The sequence below is a fragment of the Desulfobacter sp. genome, from assembly GCF_050177295.1.
Genome location: NZ_JBFXHE010000007.1, coordinates 1 through 17,321 on the forward strand (window position 1 = coordinate 1; position 17,321 = coordinate 17,321).

General features: G+C 48.8%; 15 protein-coding genes and 1 pseudogene. 8 read left to right on the forward strand and 8 right to left on the reverse strand.

The genetic code is table 11. The annotated features are described in order from the left end of the window. Positions 1 to 125: 125 nt before the first annotated feature. From AB7U36_RS01455 to surE, 3 genes are read right to left on the reverse strand one after another with little or no spacing between them, the layout of a single operon-like run. A complete protein-coding gene (locus AB7U36_RS01455) occupies positions 126 to 1,028 on the reverse strand; it encodes a DUF4438 domain-containing protein (RefSeq protein WP_428158027.1) in 903 nt (300 codons plus the stop codon). 10 nt (positions 1,029 to 1,038) lie between these two features. Continuing rightward, positions 1,039 to 2,220, reverse strand: a complete 1,182-nt coding sequence (locus tag AB7U36_RS01460; RefSeq protein WP_428158028.1) for an MFS transporter — start codon at positions 2,218 to 2,220, stop codon at positions 1,039 to 1,041. Then, positions 2,221 to 2,970 (reverse strand): 5'/3'-nucleotidase SurE, encoded by a 750-nt coding sequence (surE, locus tag AB7U36_RS01465; protein ID WP_428158029.1) that lies wholly within the window; start codon positions 2,968 to 2,970, stop codon positions 2,221 to 2,223. Between the two features lie 171 nt (positions 2,971 to 3,141). Between surE and AB7U36_RS01470 the strand changes: the two genes are divergently transcribed. After that, entirely contained in the window at positions 3,142 to 3,762 is a 621-nt protein-coding gene (locus AB7U36_RS01470; RefSeq protein WP_428158030.1) for a TetR/AcrR family transcriptional regulator, read from the forward strand. Here the strand turns inward: AB7U36_RS01470 and AB7U36_RS01475 are convergent. Then, on the reverse strand, positions 3,701 to 4,390 hold the full coding sequence (locus tag AB7U36_RS01475; protein WP_428158031.1) for an arylesterase: 690 nt from the start codon (positions 4,388 to 4,390) through the stop codon (positions 3,701 to 3,703). The genes AB7U36_RS01470 and AB7U36_RS01475 overlap by 62 nt on opposite strands. Positions 4,391 to 4,482: 92 nt before the next feature. On the opposite strand from AB7U36_RS01475, the gene rlmN reads away from it, so the two are divergent. From rlmN to AB7U36_RS01505, 6 genes and pseudogenes are all read left to right on the forward strand, one after another. Further along, positions 4,483 to 5,514 carry a 23S rRNA (adenine(2503)-C(2))-methyltransferase RlmN gene (gene rlmN / locus AB7U36_RS01480; RefSeq protein WP_428158032.1) on the forward strand — a complete coding sequence of 344 codons (1,032 nt, stop codon included), beginning with the start codon at positions 4,483 to 4,485 and terminating at the stop codon, positions 5,512 to 5,514. 141 nt (positions 5,515 to 5,655) lie between these two features. Further along, positions 5,656 to 5,853, forward strand: coding sequence for a B12-binding domain-containing protein (locus AB7U36_RS01485; RefSeq protein WP_428158033.1), 198 nt, complete (start codon positions 5,656 to 5,658; stop codon positions 5,851 to 5,853). 180 nt (positions 5,854 to 6,033) lie between these two features. Then, a pseudogene (locus AB7U36_RS01490) lies at positions 6,034 to 6,384 on the forward strand (cobalamin B12-binding domain-containing protein); the annotation flags it as partial. Next, positions 6,375 to 7,355 (forward strand): uroporphyrinogen decarboxylase family protein, encoded by a 981-nt coding sequence (locus AB7U36_RS01495; protein ID WP_428158034.1) that lies wholly within the window; start codon positions 6,375 to 6,377, stop codon positions 7,353 to 7,355. The pseudogene AB7U36_RS01490 and the gene AB7U36_RS01495, both read left to right, overlap by 10 nt. Before the next feature lie 176 nt (positions 7,356 to 7,531). Then, on the forward strand, positions 7,532 to 8,365 hold the full coding sequence (locus tag AB7U36_RS01500; protein ID WP_428158035.1) for an SIR2 family NAD-dependent protein deacylase: 834 nt from the start codon (positions 7,532 to 7,534) through the stop codon (positions 8,363 to 8,365). Positions 8,366 to 9,053: 688 nt separating this feature from the next. Then, the gene (locus tag AB7U36_RS01505; RefSeq protein WP_428158036.1) at positions 9,054 to 9,803 is read left to right on the forward strand and encodes an alpha/beta hydrolase; all 750 of its coding nucleotides are present in this window, start codon (positions 9,054 to 9,056) and stop codon (positions 9,801 to 9,803) included. On the opposite strand, the gene AB7U36_RS01510 is transcribed toward AB7U36_RS01505, so the two are convergent. From AB7U36_RS01510 to AB7U36_RS01525, 4 genes are read right to left on the reverse strand one after another with little or no spacing between them, the layout of a single operon-like run. Continuing rightward, positions 9,800 to 11,065, reverse strand: a complete 1,266-nt coding sequence (locus AB7U36_RS01510) for a diguanylate cyclase (protein WP_428158037.1) — start codon at positions 11,063 to 11,065, stop codon at positions 9,800 to 9,802. The genes AB7U36_RS01505 and AB7U36_RS01510 overlap by 4 nt on opposite strands. 16 nt (positions 11,066 to 11,081) lie before the next feature. Next, positions 11,082 to 13,484: a hypothetical protein gene (locus AB7U36_RS01515; protein WP_428158038.1), complete on the reverse strand. Its 2,403-nt coding sequence runs from the start codon at positions 13,482 to 13,484 to the stop codon at positions 11,082 to 11,084. Beyond that, positions 13,474 to 13,971 (reverse strand): chemotaxis protein CheW, encoded by a 498-nt coding sequence (locus AB7U36_RS01520; protein ID WP_428158039.1) that lies wholly within the window; start codon positions 13,969 to 13,971, stop codon positions 13,474 to 13,476. The genes AB7U36_RS01515 and AB7U36_RS01520 overlap by 11 nt, the downstream gene beginning before the upstream one ends. Continuing rightward, positions 13,968 to 16,733, reverse strand: coding sequence for a hybrid sensor histidine kinase/response regulator (locus AB7U36_RS01525; protein WP_428158040.1), 2,766 nt, complete (start codon positions 16,731 to 16,733; stop codon positions 13,968 to 13,970). Before AB7U36_RS01525 ends, AB7U36_RS01520 begins: the two co-directional genes overlap by 4 nt. 459 nt (positions 16,734 to 17,192) lie before the next feature. Here AB7U36_RS01525 and AB7U36_RS01530 point away from each other — a divergent pair, with 459 nt between their 5' ends. Then, positions 17,193 to 17,318 (forward strand): hypothetical protein, encoded by a 126-nt coding sequence (locus AB7U36_RS01530; protein WP_428158041.1) that lies wholly within the window; start codon positions 17,193 to 17,195, stop codon positions 17,316 to 17,318. Positions 17,319 to 17,321: the final 3 nt, after the last annotated feature.

Genomic DNA, 17,321 nt, shown 5'->3' on the forward strand with positions numbered 1-17,321 from the left:
AGGCAATCAGGCCCGCAATGATAACATAATCAAATCCGGCCCGGGCCGTTTCAGGCAATATCCGGCCCAGGGACTGGAATCCAAGTGTTCCCAGGCCCCAGACCAGGTATATGCGGATTACGGGCTTAACCGTCATTCGTATTCTGGGCTGCACTGCCGATCCCCAGAAGATCGGCGATATTGGCAGCGGGGTCAATTCTGGGTTCAATCTGCGGGGCTGCACAGGTCAAAAGGGTGGAGACCCCCGGACCATGGCCGGCCAGCAGGCAGTCGGAGTGCACCACAATGCCGATGGTGACCGCGTCCTGGACATAGGCCCTGCCATAGGAATTGTCATGGTCCATCAGGGCCACAAAATCCCCGAACCTGATCTTGTCCAGATTGTATTTTTTCACGGTTCCGGGATCTGATGTCATAATATCATAGTCCCCCGCCCCCACATGGGCCCGTCCGACACCTGATCCCATGCAGGGCGCAGGTACAATGGTGGTCACCGGCACCTGGAGTACCCCTGCCCCGGTTTCAACAATATTCATCTTTTCCAGCAGGTCCGGATCCAGGTTGAACAGTTTGATCCCGGGATAGTCGGTCAGGGCCAGTCCCTGGCCCTTGGCCCGGATCAGGATTTTGTCGTCATAACTCATCTTTTCCTTGGTTTTCCGGGAGAACTCCACAATCACATGTTCGGAGCCGCCGTGGTGGCCGATGACCACGCCGGTTTCTCCCCGGGCCTCCCCGGAAATGATTTTAGCCTCATTGCCCACACAGGAGAAAAGCTGCAGGGTGTTGTTGGGAAAATCATTGGGTTTTTCCATATTGGCCGTGCAGGAAACCCCGGGTTCGATATGATCTCCGGCAAGGCCAAATGCCGGATCCCCGGCCTGGACATTGAGGGTGATGCCGCCGATGCCGGGCAGAAGAAAGGGATGTCCCTGATGGTCCACTTTCCAGCCGGCGCCTGCCCGGGGCATGCCGGGGGTGCAGGCCAGAAACATTTCAACCACTTTATCCTTGTTTGTTTTTAACATGATATGCACCTCATTTTTTTAATTTAATCAGAAGGGGGATTGCCGTGAAGCCTGCCAGGGCGGATAGGATAAACATCATGTTCAGGCCGAATGCGTCTGCAATGGCCCCTGCCGCAACAACGGCCAGGGATCTTACGGCAAAGGAGATCATCATAAAAAGACCATTGGCAGCCGCGGGATTTTCCCTGGCATTCTCCTGGACCAGGGCCAGCATCACCGGGGTGGTTGATAATACGGAGAACCCTGTAATCAGAAGTGAAACCACCTGGATTACACCTGTGGTTGTGGCAAACAGCAAAATGGTTACAGGGGCGACGGCCAGGGCCCAGAACAGCACCCGTCTGCGTCCTAAACGGTCGGACAGGATGCCTGCGGACAGGATGCCTGCAACGCCTGTGGCCTCATACAGGGTCAGGGCCGTTCCCCCCAGCCACAAAGAGCCTGTGGCCTGTTCCACATACACCGTTAAAAACATGCCCATGGAGCCGTGCATCATGGCCCGGGCCGACAGGATTCCTGCCAGGGGATTGAGCACATGGCGGACTTCTTTGTAGGCATGGGTTAAAGATCCCCGCCGTTTTGCTTTGACCGGCTCCCGGGTGGGTTCCAGGGTCATGAACAACAGCACGGAGGTGGCCAGGGCCAGGGCCAGGATAAAATGGAAACGGGCCAGCCCCAGAACAGATACCGCAGCCACGGCAAGGATGGGTCCCAATGTCCTGGCAAGCTCCCCGCCGGTCATGAAAAAACTCATGCCCCGGCCTTTGAATTTTCCTGAATACCTTGCCACAGTCACCGGGGCAGGAACATGGAAAAGGGATACGGAGATGCCGGCGACAAAGACCAGGACCAGCAGCATATCATAGGACGGGGCAATGCCGATGACGCTCATGGGAATGGCCGTCAGGGTAGGGGCCAGGATCACCAGCCACCGGGCAAGCCCTTTATTGTCGGCAAACAGACCGATGAACGGATTGGCCAGGGAAGGGATCTGCATGACCGTGGATAAAAGACCTGCCTGGCTCAGGGTCAGGGAAAGTTTTTCAATGATCAGGGGCAGCAGGGGGGCCAGAAAGCTTGTGTAAAGATCATGGATAAAATGGGCAAAGGCAATGGTGGTGACCCTGTATGTTTGGAACCCGGGCGTTGGAAATGCCGACGCCTGCACCGTGTTTTTATCTGGTATTGTCATTTAGAATCCAGCCTTTGCAATTATATCCATGGCGGCATGAGCAGTCATGTTGCACTGCAGCGGTGTGATGGAGATGAAATTTTTAAGCAGTGCATTGTTATCAGATCCTTTACATGGCACCTCCGGCGTCATACCGGCGTACCAGTAATATGTCCGGTCCCTGGGATCCCGGCGGCGGTCAAACACATAGGCCAGGTTGTTATCTGCCTGGGACGTTACCTTTGTGCCGGCAATCCGGTCAAAGGAAATGGCTGGTGCGTTGATGTTCAGGAAAACCCCCGGGGGGAGATCCAGGTCCATGGCTTTATCCAGAATGGACGCTGTATAGGCGGCCATGCCGTGAAAGTCCATGACATCACCATGCTGGATGGATACGGCAATGGCTGGAATTCCGTTAATGGCTGCTTCCCGGGCTGCGCCCACGGTACCGGAGTAGTTGATGTTTATCCCGGTGTTGGACCCCGCATTGATCCCTGAAATCACAAGATCCGGTGTCTGGTCGCAGATATCAAACAGGGCCAGTTTGACGCAGTCGGCCGGGTTGCCGGTAACTGCATGGACAACATCGCTGTGTCCCAGGCGCACTTTCTGGTGTTTCAGGGGTGTGTGCAGGGTGATGCCATGGCCCACGGCACTTTTCTCCCTGTCCGGGGCGGCCAGGGTCACCTCATGGTCTGATTTTAATGCGTTAAACAGGGCCCGGATCCCCGGGGCGCGGTAGCCGTCGTCGTTTGTCACTAATATTTTCATAGATTGTATTGTTCCTGTTGCAGAATTGTATGCCTAAAAAAATTTTTACGCTTGTGTTGATAAAACATAAAAGGGGAGCTACCTGCAATAAAAATTGACAAAAAAAGGGAGTGCCCTTATATATTATAAATTGATTAGCATATAAACAATAAAAAATAGGCAAAATAATTTATGGGAAGAAAAAGCATATCTCATATCAGAAAACCTGAAATACTGAGACATACTTACAAGGTTGTGGAAGAAGAAGGCTTCAAGGGTATGACCATCGGTAAAATCGCAAAACGCATGGGCGTCAATTCAGGTCTGCTGATTCATTATTTCAAGAGCAAGGAAGGCCTGATCATGGAAATGGTGGATTTCCTTTATGAAATTTCCATGAATCATTACCTCAAGGAACTGGAGACCCTTACCAGCTCCAGGGAGCGCATGGAGACCCTGCTGGAAATCCTTTTTGACACCAGCGGCACCTGGCCCCAGCGGGATGCGGTGTTCTGGTCCTGTTATGCCATGGGATTCAGGGATGAGAAAATCAGGGAAAGAATCCGGGGCATCATGTTTAAACTCATTGAATTCGGCATTGAGGAGATCTCAGGCTGGGAAGAGACAGGCTTTGCCAGTGTGGAAGATAAAAAGAAGGCTGCCGCCAAAATTTTTGCCCTGTCAGAGGGCTTCGGTATTGTGAAAAATTCACTGGACGATCCGGATCTTATTAAGGAGATTGCCGACTTCTTTAAGAACACAACCTTGAAGATCTTAAACTGCAAATCAACATTTGATCAAGCACAGCCCTGAATACCGTATGAGATAAAAAAGGGGCCAGGGCTTTATAAAAATATCCGGCCATAGTCTCATATCCCCTGTCATTGGGATGAATGGAATCACTCATCAAATCCGGGCTGCCGAATATGCCCTCAAGGATATTGGGAATCAGAACGGAACCGGTCTGCCGGGCCACGGACTCATACATTTTAGCATATCCTTTGCCGTACAGGGGAATGTCTATACCGCCAAGAACCACCATGGCCCCGGCAGCCTGAATGCGCTGGATAACATTGACCAGATTGGCACGGGCCGTGTCTACGCCCACCCGGTTTTTCAAATCGTTACCGCCAAGGGTAATCAGTACCGCATCCGGTTCAAAGGCCAGCACATCATCTTCCAGCCGGGCCAGTCCGTCTGCCGTGGTATTTCCCGGCACCCCGGAATTAATGACCTCAATACCGGTCATCTCTTCCAGCCGGGCCGGATACTCTTTTCCTTGGGTGGCACCGTATCCCAGGGTCAGACTGTCGCCGAAACAGACAATGCGCGACACGGTTATGGGAATATTTTTTATTTCATACGCTTTTTCCCCGGCCCAAAACCGGTATCCAAAGACGCCTGCCACCAGTATCGCCAGGACCATCAGGCTTCTTTTCAAAACAACCTCCTTCAAAAACGGGTTTCCGTTCAGGTATCATAATGGACTTCTCTGTCATAGGCAAATTTCCGGGCCTGTGATATATATCCGCCATGGAACCTGTTATTGATATCTTTGGCCTGCCTTTGGACCAGCTCACCCGGACGTTGCGCAATGATTACGGCAAAGGGGCGTTTCATGCCGAAGCGCTGTACCGGGAAGTGTTTAAAAACGGCGGAAAAGATATTGGTAATGCCCCGGAATTCAAAAATTCTTTAAAGCTTTGGGCTGCCCTTGAAAAAGCCATTGCGCCGGTACCCGGCAAGGTGGAAGAGATATTCAAGGAAGATGAACTGGTCAAGTTCATCACCCGGCTTTCCGACGGCCTGAACATTGAATCCGTGGTGATTCCCATGACCCGGCACAATACCCTTTGCGTCTCAAGCCAGGTGGGGTGCAAAATGGGATGCCGTTTCTGCCAGACCGCCCGCATGGGGTTCAAACGCAGCCTGTCTGCCGCTGAAATCGTGAGCCAGGTGTTCAATGCCAGGCATACCCTGGGACATGACATTAAGAATGTCGTGTTTATGGGCATGGGAGAGCCCTTTGACAATTTTGATGCGGTAATGACCGCTGTCAGGGTGCTCAACAGCCAGAAAGGCTGCGACATTGCCCTGCGCCACATGACCATCTCAACCTGCGGTGTGGTGCCGGGGATTGAGCGGCTGGCCCGGTTGAACTACCCCAATATCCGCCTGGCAGTCTCCATCAACGGGCCGGAGGATGCCACCCGGTCGGCCCTGATGCCGGTGAACCGGCGCTGGCCCCTTGCTGCCCTGAAAAAAAGCCTTGAAGGGTATCCCTTGCCCCCGAGGGGCGTCTTTCTTTTTGAATATATTCTGATCAAAGGGGTAAACGACTCCATGGACCATGCCCGGGCACTGGCCCGGTTCATCCATCCTTTGCCCGTACGCCTGAACCTGATTCCCTACAACCCTGTGACAGGTTTTGATCACCAAAGCCCCAGTGATGAACAGATGCATGAATTTGCCCAAACCCTCACCGATAAAGGGGTGTTTGTGATCAAAAGATGGAGCAGGGGCCGGTCCGTCAGTGCCGGATGCGGCCAGCTGGGAAAAACATAATTTTTCTTGATAACAATCTGAGATAGGTGGTACTTTAATACCCGAAGAGATGAGATTCAGAAGTATGATTTCGGTTCTATTCTTGAACGTCATATCAGGTGGTAAAATCTGATCGGTGAGTTGTTCTGGCAGGAGGAGACGATGACAGAACTCAATAAGCGAGCGAAACAGTTCATGGATGCGCTTCTGCATATAGACGAAGATCGGTGCAGTATGCTGCTTGATAACCTGTCATCGCAGGGAGGAGATCTGCGCCTTGTGGAAGATGTGGTTATCCCGGCTCTTGAACAGATCGGTCTCTCCTGGGAGGATGGCGATATCTCTCTTTCGCAGGTTTAACATGGCAGGACGGATTTGCGAAAGAGTTGTGGGAACGCTTCTTCTGGAAAATACCTGTTCTATATATGGTCGTCCCAGAGTTGCCATTGGCGTGATAGCGACCCATTTAGCCAAGGCTAAACCAAATTTTACAAGTAACTAAAATTACAAGAAGAAAATTTTAGTTACTTAGAAGAGGATTACCACGCTCTGGGTAAGCGCATGGTTGTCTCTGCGCTTCGCTCTTCCGGGTATGATCTTCTGGATTATGGTCATGGTCTCAAGGCTGCTGATCTGGTGGAGAGGGCCCTGAAGGATCAATTGGATATTCTTCTTATCTCCTGTCTGATGTTCACTTCAGCCGTGCGTGTCAAGGATGTGGTGGCGGGGTTGAGGAGATCTGGCAGCAGAGCTGTGGTTGTGGTTGGCGGGGCGCCTTTCCGTCTTGCGCCAATGCTCTGGAGAGAGGTCGGGGCACAGTGTATGGGGACCAACTCAGGTGAAGCCGTTAGAATCGTCAGAACTTTAATGGAGGATCGGATATGGGAATGACCTCCAGTCAGAGATTGCAGATCGCACTCTCACACAGAGACCCGGACAGGGTGCCTTATGTGCTCTCTGCCAACATGCATCCTTCCAGACAGATGGGGCTCACGATCAAGGCGTATTTCTCCCGACCCCAGAATGTGGTGGAAGGGCAGCTTAAGCTCCACAGAATGTTCGGCAACGACATTCTCTGCTGCTACCCATTTGCAGCGCTGGAGATTCTGGCCTGGGGCGGAGAGGCCCTCTATTGTGACAATGGCCCACCGAACGCCGGAGTTCCCATTATAAGAAGGGCAGAAGAGATCTCTCTTCTTGAACCTCCTGAGGTGGCTGGTAACCAGCCGTTGCAGGGGGTTCTGCAATCAACAGGTGGGCTCAAGGCTGCTGTTGGCAACGATATCCCGATTGCCGGAGTTATTATCTCACCCACCTCTCTTCCCATCATGCAGATGGGATTCGGGCCATATCTTGACCTGATCCATGAAAGGCCGGATCTGCTTGAGCGTCTTTTTCTGATAAACACGCAATACTGTGTGGCATGGGCTAACGCACAGCTCAAGGTCGGGGCGGCATCCATACTCTATTCTGACCCTGCGTTCTCGCCTGCTATCATGTCCCGGGATTTTATATTGCGGTACGGATTACCGACAGCTGTTAATGTTATCTCCCGTATAAACGGGGCTGTGATGATTCACATGGCATCTGGAAAGGGGGTGTCGGTTGTGAACGAAATTTTCAGAGCTGGTTTCGTTGGCATGAGCGCCAGTGCAGAGGAAGATCTTGGTGCATTGAAATCGCTGTGCAGGGGAAAACTCACGCTTGTAGGAGACCTGAAAACACTTGCAATGGGAAGTTGGAGTTCAGAAGATATTGAGTCAAAAGTGAAGCGGGCCATTGCCCTGACTGGGCCGGGAGACGGATTTGTCCTGTCGGACAATCATGGGGTATTCATTTCATTCAAAAACCGTTTTCCATAAGAGAGCTCTCCTTGAAGCTCGGTTCTATTCTCTCCCAGAAGGTTTAATAATTTCATGAATTCAAAAAGGAAGTTCCTATCCTATACGTTTCATGGTATCCTCCTGTTTATAATAGGGTATTCAATTCACGCGTATCAATTGAGACAAACAATTGAAACAGACAAGGAGGCCGAAACATGGACACAACCAGACTGCTTGAGCCGTTTAAGGACAACAACAAACGGATCACTGTTTTAACCGGGGCCGGCATTTCAGCTGAAAGCGGAATCCCTACATTTCGGGGGCCTGAAGGGTATTGGACTGTGGGGTCAAGAGAGTACCGGCCTGAACAGATGGCCACCCACAGCATGTTTACCCAAAACCCTTGGGAGGTCTGGGCCTGGTATCTTTACCGGCGGACCGTGTGTAAAAATGCAGAACCCAATTCAGGCCATCACTCCATTGTGCAAATGGAAAAGATTTTCAAAGACAGGTTCTGTCTGGTCACCCAGAATGTGGACGGACTTCATTTGCGGGCCGGCAACAGCCTTGAACGAACTTTTCAAATCCACGGGAACCTTAATTTTTTACGGTGTGCAGGAGAATGTACCCCAAAGCTGTTTGACTTCCCGGAAGGCATGGCAGACAAGACAAAAGACCAGCCGGTCACCGAGGAAGAAAAAAAGCTGCTGACCTGCCCCAGGTGCGGTAGCCTTGCCCGGCCCCATGTCCTCTGGTTTGACGAATGTTACAACGAAACCTGGTACAAAGCCGAGTCTGCCATGGCATGGGCTACATCCACCGACCTTCTTTTGGTGGTGGGCACGGCCGGGGCCACCAACCTTCCCATGCAGATCGGCATGGCAGTGGCCCGAAATCCTGAAGCGGTTATTGTGGACATCAACCCGGGAGATAATCCCTTCAGGCAGTTTGCCGCCCGGCACCACAGGGGGATTGTCCTTGACGGGCCCGGGGGCAAATTTTTACCTGAACTGCTGTCTCTCTGGGTTGGTGTATCAGGGATTCCATGATTGCTTCAAGTGAGCCAGGTGTCTCGAAAATAAAATCTGTGGCCCACTCGCTTTGCCATAGAGTCCAATAATAGGAAAGATGCGGCCCCAGGATTTTTTCCATATCAGGAAATATTCTTTGGGAAAAACCGGTTAGCAGATTGGTAAATTGTGTGTTGAGTTGCTCGTCAAGCAGTTGCTGAGCCTTCTGGTAATCAGCGATATAGAGAAACTTATTTCCGTGGACAAGAAAATTTATTCCAGATCGCTCAAGTCCACGACGCAACCATTCACGGCCGTTGAGACAAATTTGAATATGATAAAGGAACCATGTCTGCAGCCTTATGTTCATAAATCCGTATTCGATGTCATCAAAATAAAAGTAGAGATGTTTGCACTGTGTTTGATAATTTTTGAGTTGTGGGAACCCATTTTTTGAACAATACACGGCCCTATATGATGAACCTTGTTCCGGGCAGGACCAAACACCGATCAATCCGCTTGGTCTCTGATCCTTTCGTTGTTGTTCATGGGCAAGCTCTTCTTTTCTGATGCGCCAAGTTGGAATATGAGTAACAGATTACCTTTATTATACATGAGGAACTGCTTAGTACACTAGTCCGTAAATATATACACGGTTCATAAATGCCGGATGCCTTGATTTAAAAACATTTATTTATAGCCTGAAAGTCATAGATAAGGAGGACTTATGGATAATTTGCTTGATCATCCGTTAATTGGGCAGCGTTATTTTTTTCCTCGCAAGGGATTTTTTGCTGACCCTTTTTGGGTTGATGTTGATGGTGCCAGATTGGCATGCAGCTATCATGAAATTAATCCCAAGGCGAAAACGATAGTTCATTTTCACGGCAATGGTGAGATTGTGGATGACTGGCGGGGTGATTTTGTTGCCTTGATTAATCAGATGGGCTGTAATTGCTTATTGGCAGAAATGCGCGGTTATGGGCAATCAAGTGGTCAGGTGCAATTGGGTAAAATGATCAGCGATGTCGTGCCGACTATCGAAGCGTTAAACCGTAAAGAGCAGGATTTGATTTTTTTCGGCCGTAGTGTTGGTGGTATTTTTGCCCTTGAAGCAGCAGCTCGCTTTCCCAATGCTGCCGGATTGATTCTTGAAAGTGCTGTTGCCGATGTTCTTGAACGTTTGTTGTTACGTGTTCACCCGGATGAACTTAATGTTGATTTGTCTACGTTACGCAACGTAGTAGATCAGCAGCTTAATCATCAGCAGAAAATAGCTTTATTTAAAGGCGATGTGATAGTGCTGCACACAATTCATGATGGCTTGATTGATGTTAGCCATGGTAAGCGGCTTTATGATTGGGCACCAGCGCGTAAAACCATTAAGCTATTTGATCAGGGCGATCATAACAGTATTATGATGCGTAATGCCAAAGAATATTTTGACTGTTTGGAGAATTTTCTTCGTAATCTCTAGGATGGGAGAACAACCCGGTTTCGTCCACCCTCCTTGGCCTGGTAGAGCATGTCATCCGCATGATTTATAATCCCTTGGAGCGTGTCATGGCGATTGTCCGATATGCCTACAGAGATGGTGAATTTTATGATTTGCCCCTTATAGTCAATGGATGAGGCTTGCACACGGGTTCTGATATTTTCAAAAAAATCTTTGGCAGTTTCAAGATCCAACCCTTTGGAGAGAATACAGAACTCTTCTCCCCCGAAACGCGCCAGAAGGTGCCTTTCCTCTTCCATGATTTCTAATAACATCCCGGAAAGATGCTTTAAGGCAACATCTCCGCCGTCATGCCCATAGGTGTCATTGACCTTTTTGAAAAAATCGATATCAACCATGGTGACCGTCAGCGGGGTGTTGTGCTGTTTGGATTCAGCAAAACGTCTTTCACCCACATCGAAAAAGTGACGCCGGTTGTAAAGCTGTGTCAGCGGATCTTTAATGGCCGCGTCCCTAAGCTTTTTCAGCATCTCCATGTATTCGACGTTCTGGGTGACCCTGGCATAAAATTCTTCGCTTTCAAACGGTTTTTTTAAAAAATCATTGGCACCGGTTTTCAGGAATTTTGCAGGTAACAGCGTGTTGCCCTGGGCGGAAATGCCAATGACAATCATTTCACTTTTACTGTGCTTTTGCCGGATTCGGCGAACCAGTTCAAAACCGTCCATGCGCGGCATGTGATAATCGGTTATCACAAGCTTGACATCATTATGCTCGGCCAGCTTTTCCAAGGCATCCTCGCCGTCTTCGGCTTCGATCACCCGGTATTGATGCGTGGTTAAAAGATTTTTGTAGTGGGATCGAAGAACCCTTGAATCATCCACCACCAGGGCCTTGATTTTTTGATTCATGTAGAGGCGGGCAATGAGCTTTTTTATATGATCAATGCACGCCACACCCTGCTTGAGGACGTAATCAATGACATTTTGGGAAAGGATCTCCGAGCGGATCTCTTCGTCAAGGGTCCCGGTCAGAACAATGGAGGGAATCCCCCTGGCCATGATGTAATCCACGGTCTCCCCCCGGGGTGCGCCTTTTAAACTCAAGCCCATGACGGCAACAAAAAAATCGGTTTTTTGTTCAAACAGGGCTTTGGCTTCATCCAACGAAAACACCTGAAAGACCTCAACACTCATGTCGGCCACAAGGGCCTTTTTCATGATATTTGAAATCGTCTTGTTGTCTTCAATAATCAGGATGCTGTTTTTTACATGATGTTCCATAACAAAAATCTTAGGATCAGAAAATGGGCCTTAACACATGGGCAAACCAGCCTAATCCTTCATATTCACGATATCCTTTGGTCCTTGAAGAACCGAATATATACCGTTTCTCCTGGTATTCCAATAGGCCGGAAACCGTGTCACCTGCCTTGAGATCAAAAATTTGATCCGGCAGATCCAGTTTCATCCCAACCGGGAATCGCTCTGTATCCGTTGTTTCGATGATTTCAGACTGGTTGTCGGTATAAATTGCAACGCTGCCTTCAATAATCATTCCCTGCCGGTCCTTGGGCAGGCAGGTGTGAAGAATCTTTTTTGCCTCTGTGTCCCAATCGAACAGGATACCCAATACGCCGATGCTGTCTCCCTCCCGTTCGCCGTTTCTCCTGACCCCGTTGGCATAGATCAATGAGCGCCCCTTATTTTTTTCCAGATTGGAATCCGCCACATCCTGGACCGCATACTCGCTTGACAGGGTGGTTCTCATTCCCATCTGAAACCAGACCTGGTCAGACACATTGATCTTGGACAGTTCATTTTTCAATTCAGTTCTGGAACAGGCATGAATGTCGCCGTTGGCATCGGACAATACCAGATTCCGGTACATGGTATAACTGCCGTTGATGACCTTCAGACGGTTTCCGGCTTTTATAAAATTTTCTTCGGTCGGATTTAAAAGGGCTGTCCAGAAATATTCGTCAGTGGCCCACCATCTGATGTCGGCAGATCTTTCAAACAGGTTCCTGTCGATGAGATCAATGGCCTGTTTTGAGAAATTTTCAAGGGCTTTTAAATTCAGCTGCAGTTCCGCATTGGCCATCTCTTTAAGAAGATCTTCCATGCGGGAGGTTACATAGTCCCCGGACTTTGTAATCTGATTGAATATCGGCCCTAACGCCCCGCCGCGTTTTCCAAGTTTGGAAGCAAATACAATACCGTTCAGGGAAATCAGCTGAATCGACTCTTTATCATCCTGAACTTTTCGGTAGGTCTGTTTGTTGATATCTGGAATGATTTTTGAATTCAACAACTCTTCGGCACTGATATTATAGATATCGGCATCCGAGCTGTTTTCAAATATATGGGACTTGGGGATAATCACATGGGAACTCCAGCCAAGCCCCCGGTAATCCAGATACCCATCTGTTCTTGCAGAAAAGACGGCAGAATCAAACCCTTCGAAAACCAGATAGCTGTTCATGATTTCGCCATCGTTTAATGCCCTGTTTCTTTTTGGAAGATGGGCGCTTTGGCCCACTTCAAGGATGTTTTCGTCCGTGGACGCGATGATTTTTCCGCGGCTGTTGGTGAACATGGAATAACAGCCGTCCAGGATTTGCCCGGCCTCGTCCATGGGCATATATTCTTCCAGAATAATCTGGGCCTCTCCCTGGAAATCGAAAAATACACCCATGGCGCCGGTGACCTTGCCGTTTTCGTCACTGTTTTCCCTGACAGCAGTGGAATAAACCAGGGAAAGCTGCTCTTCCACGTTTGACGGATAAATGTCCTGGGCAAAATATTCTGTGCCGCTTTTTGTGTCAAGGGCCTCAACGAACCAGGCTTCTTCTTTTACACACAGTCCCAATACCGCAAATCTACGCTCGCTGTTGGCATTGGCTATGATAAACCCTTCTGAATCTGCAATCACCAGGTCCCGGTAAAGGGTATAGGAGTTGTTGATATCCTCCAGCCGGCAGCAGGCAAACTCAATTTTTGAGGCGAGTTGAATCAGCCGTTTGAGAAAGGATCTAAGTGTTTTTCCGGCATTTGCCGTGCTCGTGCTGTCCAGGCAATTATTCAGGGCCTTGAATTCGGAGATAAAATTTTCCAGCGCGTTTTGCTTCAGTAAGGCGGAAAAATCTTCAAGCCCGCCTTTGATCCGTTCCAGTTGATTTGAAAAGGATATTTCCCGGGACGTATTTTCCAGGTCTGCGGCATCGGGATCGCTGCTTGTTTCCGAGATGCTTTCCAACAGTCTAAAAATATCGGATGCCTCTTTTCTGGTTTCCTCATAGAATTGGATGCAGTTGCTGAATGCGGTTTCCAGGGCCCACCACCGGACGTCACAGGTCCGTTCTAAAAGGTTCCGGTCAAGGGTGTTGATTTTGTTGTACGCAGTGGTATGCAAAATGGAGGCATGCAACTGCTCTTTTGCGACGTAATACTGGTCAAAGAGATTTTTGGTGACATCCAGAAGTTCCCGGGAGAAATTTTCCACCCGTTTCATCAGCTCGGTGATCTGCTCCTGCTCAGTGGGATTTGCACTGATCTCCATGGCAGTTGACTCTCCTTGATTACAGACCGGGAAAATGCCGTTTAATTCGCTTACAATTTTTTCGTAGAATTCCCGGTGCTCGAATCGAATCGAGGGGTCAAAAATACTGAATCTTTTTGCCGCACCCATATCAGCTGCCATGGTTTGTGTCCTCCATATACGTGACGAGGTCTAGGATTAGTTTGGGTATTGATAAAAGAGAGATCAGGTCCTCGCCACTTTTCATGACCCCCTCAATGTATGTTTCATTCACATGGGCCGGCGGTGGGTAAAAAGATTCCAGCTCACCGTCAATAATTTTAAAAACGTCATCAATCAATAAGACAACCGGTTCGTCTTCGGCATTCAGCCCCAGGTCCAGCGCCTCCTGGGGGAGTCCGTCCTGGGTCTCCAGGATGATCATTTTTTTCCGCTGCCCGGCAGGTGCCGCCTCTACCCCGGATTTAAACAGACAGCGCTTAAGATTTATTACGGCAGTGGTTCTGCCCCGAAGGTTCATGAGGCCCTCGATTCTTGAATCGTTCCCCGGGATTGGATCCACAGCGGCCTGTCTTGAAATTTCCTGAACCAGGTAGATGGGAATGCCGAAAAGATCGTCAGCAATATAAAACGTAGCATATTTCATCATGCATTCCTTGGGTTGGTTTTATTGGTTGCATAAAGTTCGCTGATCCGGTGCAGGACCCGGTCTTTGTCCAGTTTCACCTCATACGCATCAAATCCTGCGTCAATACCTTTTTTGATATTCTCTTCACTGTTCAGCGATGTTAATGCCATGGCGGGAATGTCCCGAAGTCTTGGATCTGTTTTAATTGTTGAGACCAGCTGGTATCCGTCCATAACGGGCATTTCGATATCTGAGACCACGATGTCGAACCCATCCGGTTTTGCGATCAGCGCATGCAACGCCTCTTTACCGTTCTTGCACACGGTTATGTTTTTAATTCCGTAGGATTTGAAATACTGCACGATAAGCTGTCTGAAAAAGGTCTGGTCTTCGGCAAGCAGAATCCGGCATTGTTCAATATTGTTGGAAAGCTTTTTGTGATACCGTTTCGGGTCAAACTTCTGCAGCAGCGTAAATATGTCCAGAAGGGTGATCAGCTCATCATTGTGGAAAAATGTCCCCATAATACCGTTTTCGTCGGCCTCTTTGGTGTTAAGATTTTCCGTAAGTTCAATATGTGTGATAATACGGCATCCAACGATTCCGGTGGGGTATTTTATTCTGGAAGGAACAAGGAAAATCAACTCCTCTTTTGTCGTTTCCAGGGGGGACACATCCAGGGCTTTGTCCAGGCGAAGCAGGGGCATGGATTTGCCATGACGCTGGATGAACTCACGGTTGCCGACTTTTTTTACATCTTTTATTTTAAATTTGTCGATTTCCGACAACAGATTTACCGGAACGGCAAAATACTCTTCGGGTGCATAATTGAACACCACAACCTGCTGCTTATCATCCTGCATAACCCTTCTGGCGGCCTGATGATGGGTTTCCTGCTGGCGGGAAAAATTTAAAGCCGCCTTTTCCACCAGCCCGTTGATATCAAGAATCAACGCAACTTTTCCGTTTCCCAGAATGGTGCTGCCCGCAAATACCCTCCGGTGCTTGATCAACTGGGGCAACCGTTTGACGACAATCTCCTCCTTACCCGTAATCCGGTCCACTAAAACGCCGAAATAGTTTTGCTTGAATTGCAGTACAATAAAAATAAGGTTGTTCTTCCGCCGGTTTGCTCCTGTTCTCTGGTTCCGGTTTTTTGGGGCTTCACTTCGGGGGACTCCCAGGCGTCGGTCAACAAAAGACTGTCGTCGGTCTTGGGATTTTTGGCCGTCACTGGAAATATAGGTTCTGGGAATTTCAAGAATATCCTCCAGGTGAACCAGGGGGATCAGTTTGTCCCTGAGCTTGAAGACTTCCTGGTCTTTGATTCTGGCGATCTGCTGCATTTCCACATCCGGCGACAGCGTGATCACCTCGTTGACTGCGACCTGGGGGATTGCCAGTGTATATGATCCGATATTTATGATCAGTCCGGCAATAACCGAGGAATTGACAATGGCCTGGGTCAGGGGTATCCGGGCCTGAATCAGGGTGCCTTTTTCCGGTTTGGAGGAAATATCCACCATACAGCCGATTTTTTCCAGATTGTTGCGGACAACATCCATGCCGACGCCCCTGCCTGAAAGCGTGGTGGGATGTTCGTGGGTGGAGAATCCCGGGTGGAAAATAAAATGTATTACATCTTTGTCAGAAATCAGTCCGGCTTCTGCCTCGGTGACCAGTTTTTTTTCGATGGCCCTGGCCCGGATTACATCGGGATGAATGCCCTTGCCGTCATCCTCTACCTCAATGAGAATCTGTCCGCTTTCGTGGCGGGCCCGAAGATACAGATTGCCTAAAATTCCTTTGCCGGAATTGGAACGCTCCCCCGGCTTTTCTATGCCATGATCCACTGCGTTTCGAACCAGATGGGTCAAGGGATCTGAGAACGCTTCCAGAATGGTTCTGTCCAGTTCCAGTTCGCCGCCGTCAATGTGCAGCTCAATTTTTTTGCCAAGGTCCCTGGACAGATCACGAACCGTTCGTTTGTATTTGTTGAACAGATCTCCGATGGGCTGCATCCGGATCTGTATGACGTGCTGGTGCAGTTTTGTAATACTTTGGGAAAGCGCCTGAAATGGCTTGTCCCGCTCATATTTTGTTAAAAATTGATTGCGGCCCAGCACCACTTCTCCAATCAACTCCAGCAACTTGTCCAGGACATCCACACCAATACGGATCGTGCTTTTTTCAGCCCCGTTTGACAGCGGCCCCGGATTAGCTGTTGTGTCAGCATGCCCGGCAGTTACTTTTGCATCCTCTCTTTTGACAATTTCCCGGGTGACGGGACTGTCCTCCTCTTTTTCGTCCGTTTTTTTTTCGATGTCATTGTTTGCCGGGAATCCCTTTTCATCCGGAACCGTTTGGGCCGTATCCGAATGTCCGGACCAGGCGTACTTAAGTTCGGCCACCAGGTCGTCTGTGTCCAGATCGTTTCCAAAATCCGGGGCAAAGAGCATGTTCGAAAGGGTGTCCCTTGTCCTTAAAAGAATGTCGATAATGTCTGCCGTAACCGGGATGTCATTGCTTCTTATTTTTTCCAGTACTGTTTCGGCATTATGGCCGACCCGTTCAATGGCGGTAAGCTGGAAAAAACCTGCTGCCCCTTTGACTGAGTGAATTGCCCGGAATATTTCATCAACATCCTTTGACGACCTGTTTGTTTCCAGGCCTAATAAGGTCTGCTCAATAGCGCTGAGATTCTCGGAACTCTCCGCTACAAATTCTTTTAATAAGTCTTCGGAGTCGGTGTCCACATTCCATCCTTTGGTTCTGCCGGTCATTATTTTTAAACACAATTCAAAAGTAACTGACTATAAAATCAGCAAAAATAGTACCAAATATTGTTAGATGTTCAACAATTTGAAATAATAAGATTTTAATGCCAATTCAAATAAAACATAAAAAAAAGTCAAATCGGTTACGTGACATTATTGTAAATATTGAAAACGATAATGTTATTTTCAAACATCTTTTACGGTAATTAGCAGAGGGTAGTGCCGATAAGGGGACTTTTTATTGGGGGAAGCACACAGATGTCGTGGGGGGTATCGGCATCCCCGGACAGAGAGAAGTTAATGCGTCCACCATGCAGTTTTTCCGTAAGGAATGAGCACGAAATAAAGTTCCCATTTTGATTTTTGAAGTATGAAAAGCTATGGATATGCTGTAATAGTTCACGATTATGCAATGTTACCCTGAAGAAACAGAAAATCTTATGCGCCGATATTATGAAACCATTAATGAGCGATATCGCCGGAGATATGCTGGTATCGAAGCTCTTAAATTGGGGCATGGCGGTCGAAATTATATTGCCAAAATTTTGGGATGCAGCAGAAAAACAGTCTGTAAAGGTGCTGTTGAAGTGAGTG

What these genes read in the sequence shown, in the direction of transcription:
- AB7U36_RS01510 (WP_428158037.1), bottom strand. Translation starts at nt 11,065, where the DNA reads ATGGAACATCATGTAAAAAACAGCATCCTGATTATTGAAGACAACAAG.
- AB7U36_RS01505 (WP_428158036.1), top strand. Translation starts at nt 9,054, where the DNA reads ATGGATAATTTGCTTGATCATCCGTTAATTGGGCAGCGTTATTTTTTT.
- rlmN (WP_428158032.1), top strand. Translation starts at nt 4,483, where the DNA reads ATGGAACCTGTTATTGATATCTTTGGCCTGCCTTTGGACCAGCTCACC.
- AB7U36_RS01500 (WP_428158035.1), top strand. Translation starts at nt 7,532, where the DNA reads ATGGACACAACCAGACTGCTTGAGCCGTTTAAGGACAACAACAAACGG.
- AB7U36_RS01485 (WP_428158033.1), top strand. Translation starts at nt 5,656, where the DNA reads ATGACAGAACTCAATAAGCGAGCGAAACAGTTCATGGATGCGCTTCTG.
- AB7U36_RS01455 (WP_428158027.1), bottom strand. Translation starts at nt 1,028, where the DNA reads ATGTTAAAAACAAACAAGGATAAAGTGGTTGAAATGTTTCTGGCCTGC.
- AB7U36_RS01515 (WP_428158038.1), bottom strand. Translation starts at nt 13,484, where the DNA reads ATGGCAGCTGATATGGGTGCGGCAAAAAGATTCAGTATTTTTGACCCC.
- AB7U36_RS01470 (WP_428158030.1), top strand. Translation starts at nt 3,142, where the DNA reads ATGGGAAGAAAAAGCATATCTCATATCAGAAAACCTGAAATACTGAGA.
- AB7U36_RS01460 (WP_428158028.1), bottom strand. Translation starts at nt 2,220, where the DNA reads ATGACAATACCAGATAAAAACACGGTGCAGGCGTCGGCATTTCCAACG.
- surE (WP_428158029.1), bottom strand. Translation starts at nt 2,970, where the DNA reads ATGAAAATATTAGTGACAAACGACGACGGCTACCGCGCCCCGGGGATC.
- AB7U36_RS01520 (WP_428158039.1), bottom strand. Translation starts at nt 13,971, where the DNA reads ATGATGAAATATGCTACGTTTTATATTGCTGACGATCTTTTCGGCATT.
- AB7U36_RS01530 (WP_428158041.1), top strand. Translation starts at nt 17,193, where the DNA reads ATGAGCGATATCGCCGGAGATATGCTGGTATCGAAGCTCTTAAATTGG.
- AB7U36_RS01525 (WP_428158040.1), bottom strand. Translation starts at nt 16,733, where the DNA reads ATGACCGGCAGAACCAAAGGATGGAATGTGGACACCGACTCCGAAGAC.
- AB7U36_RS01495 (WP_428158034.1), top strand. Translation starts at nt 6,375, where the DNA reads ATGGGAATGACCTCCAGTCAGAGATTGCAGATCGCACTCTCACACAGA.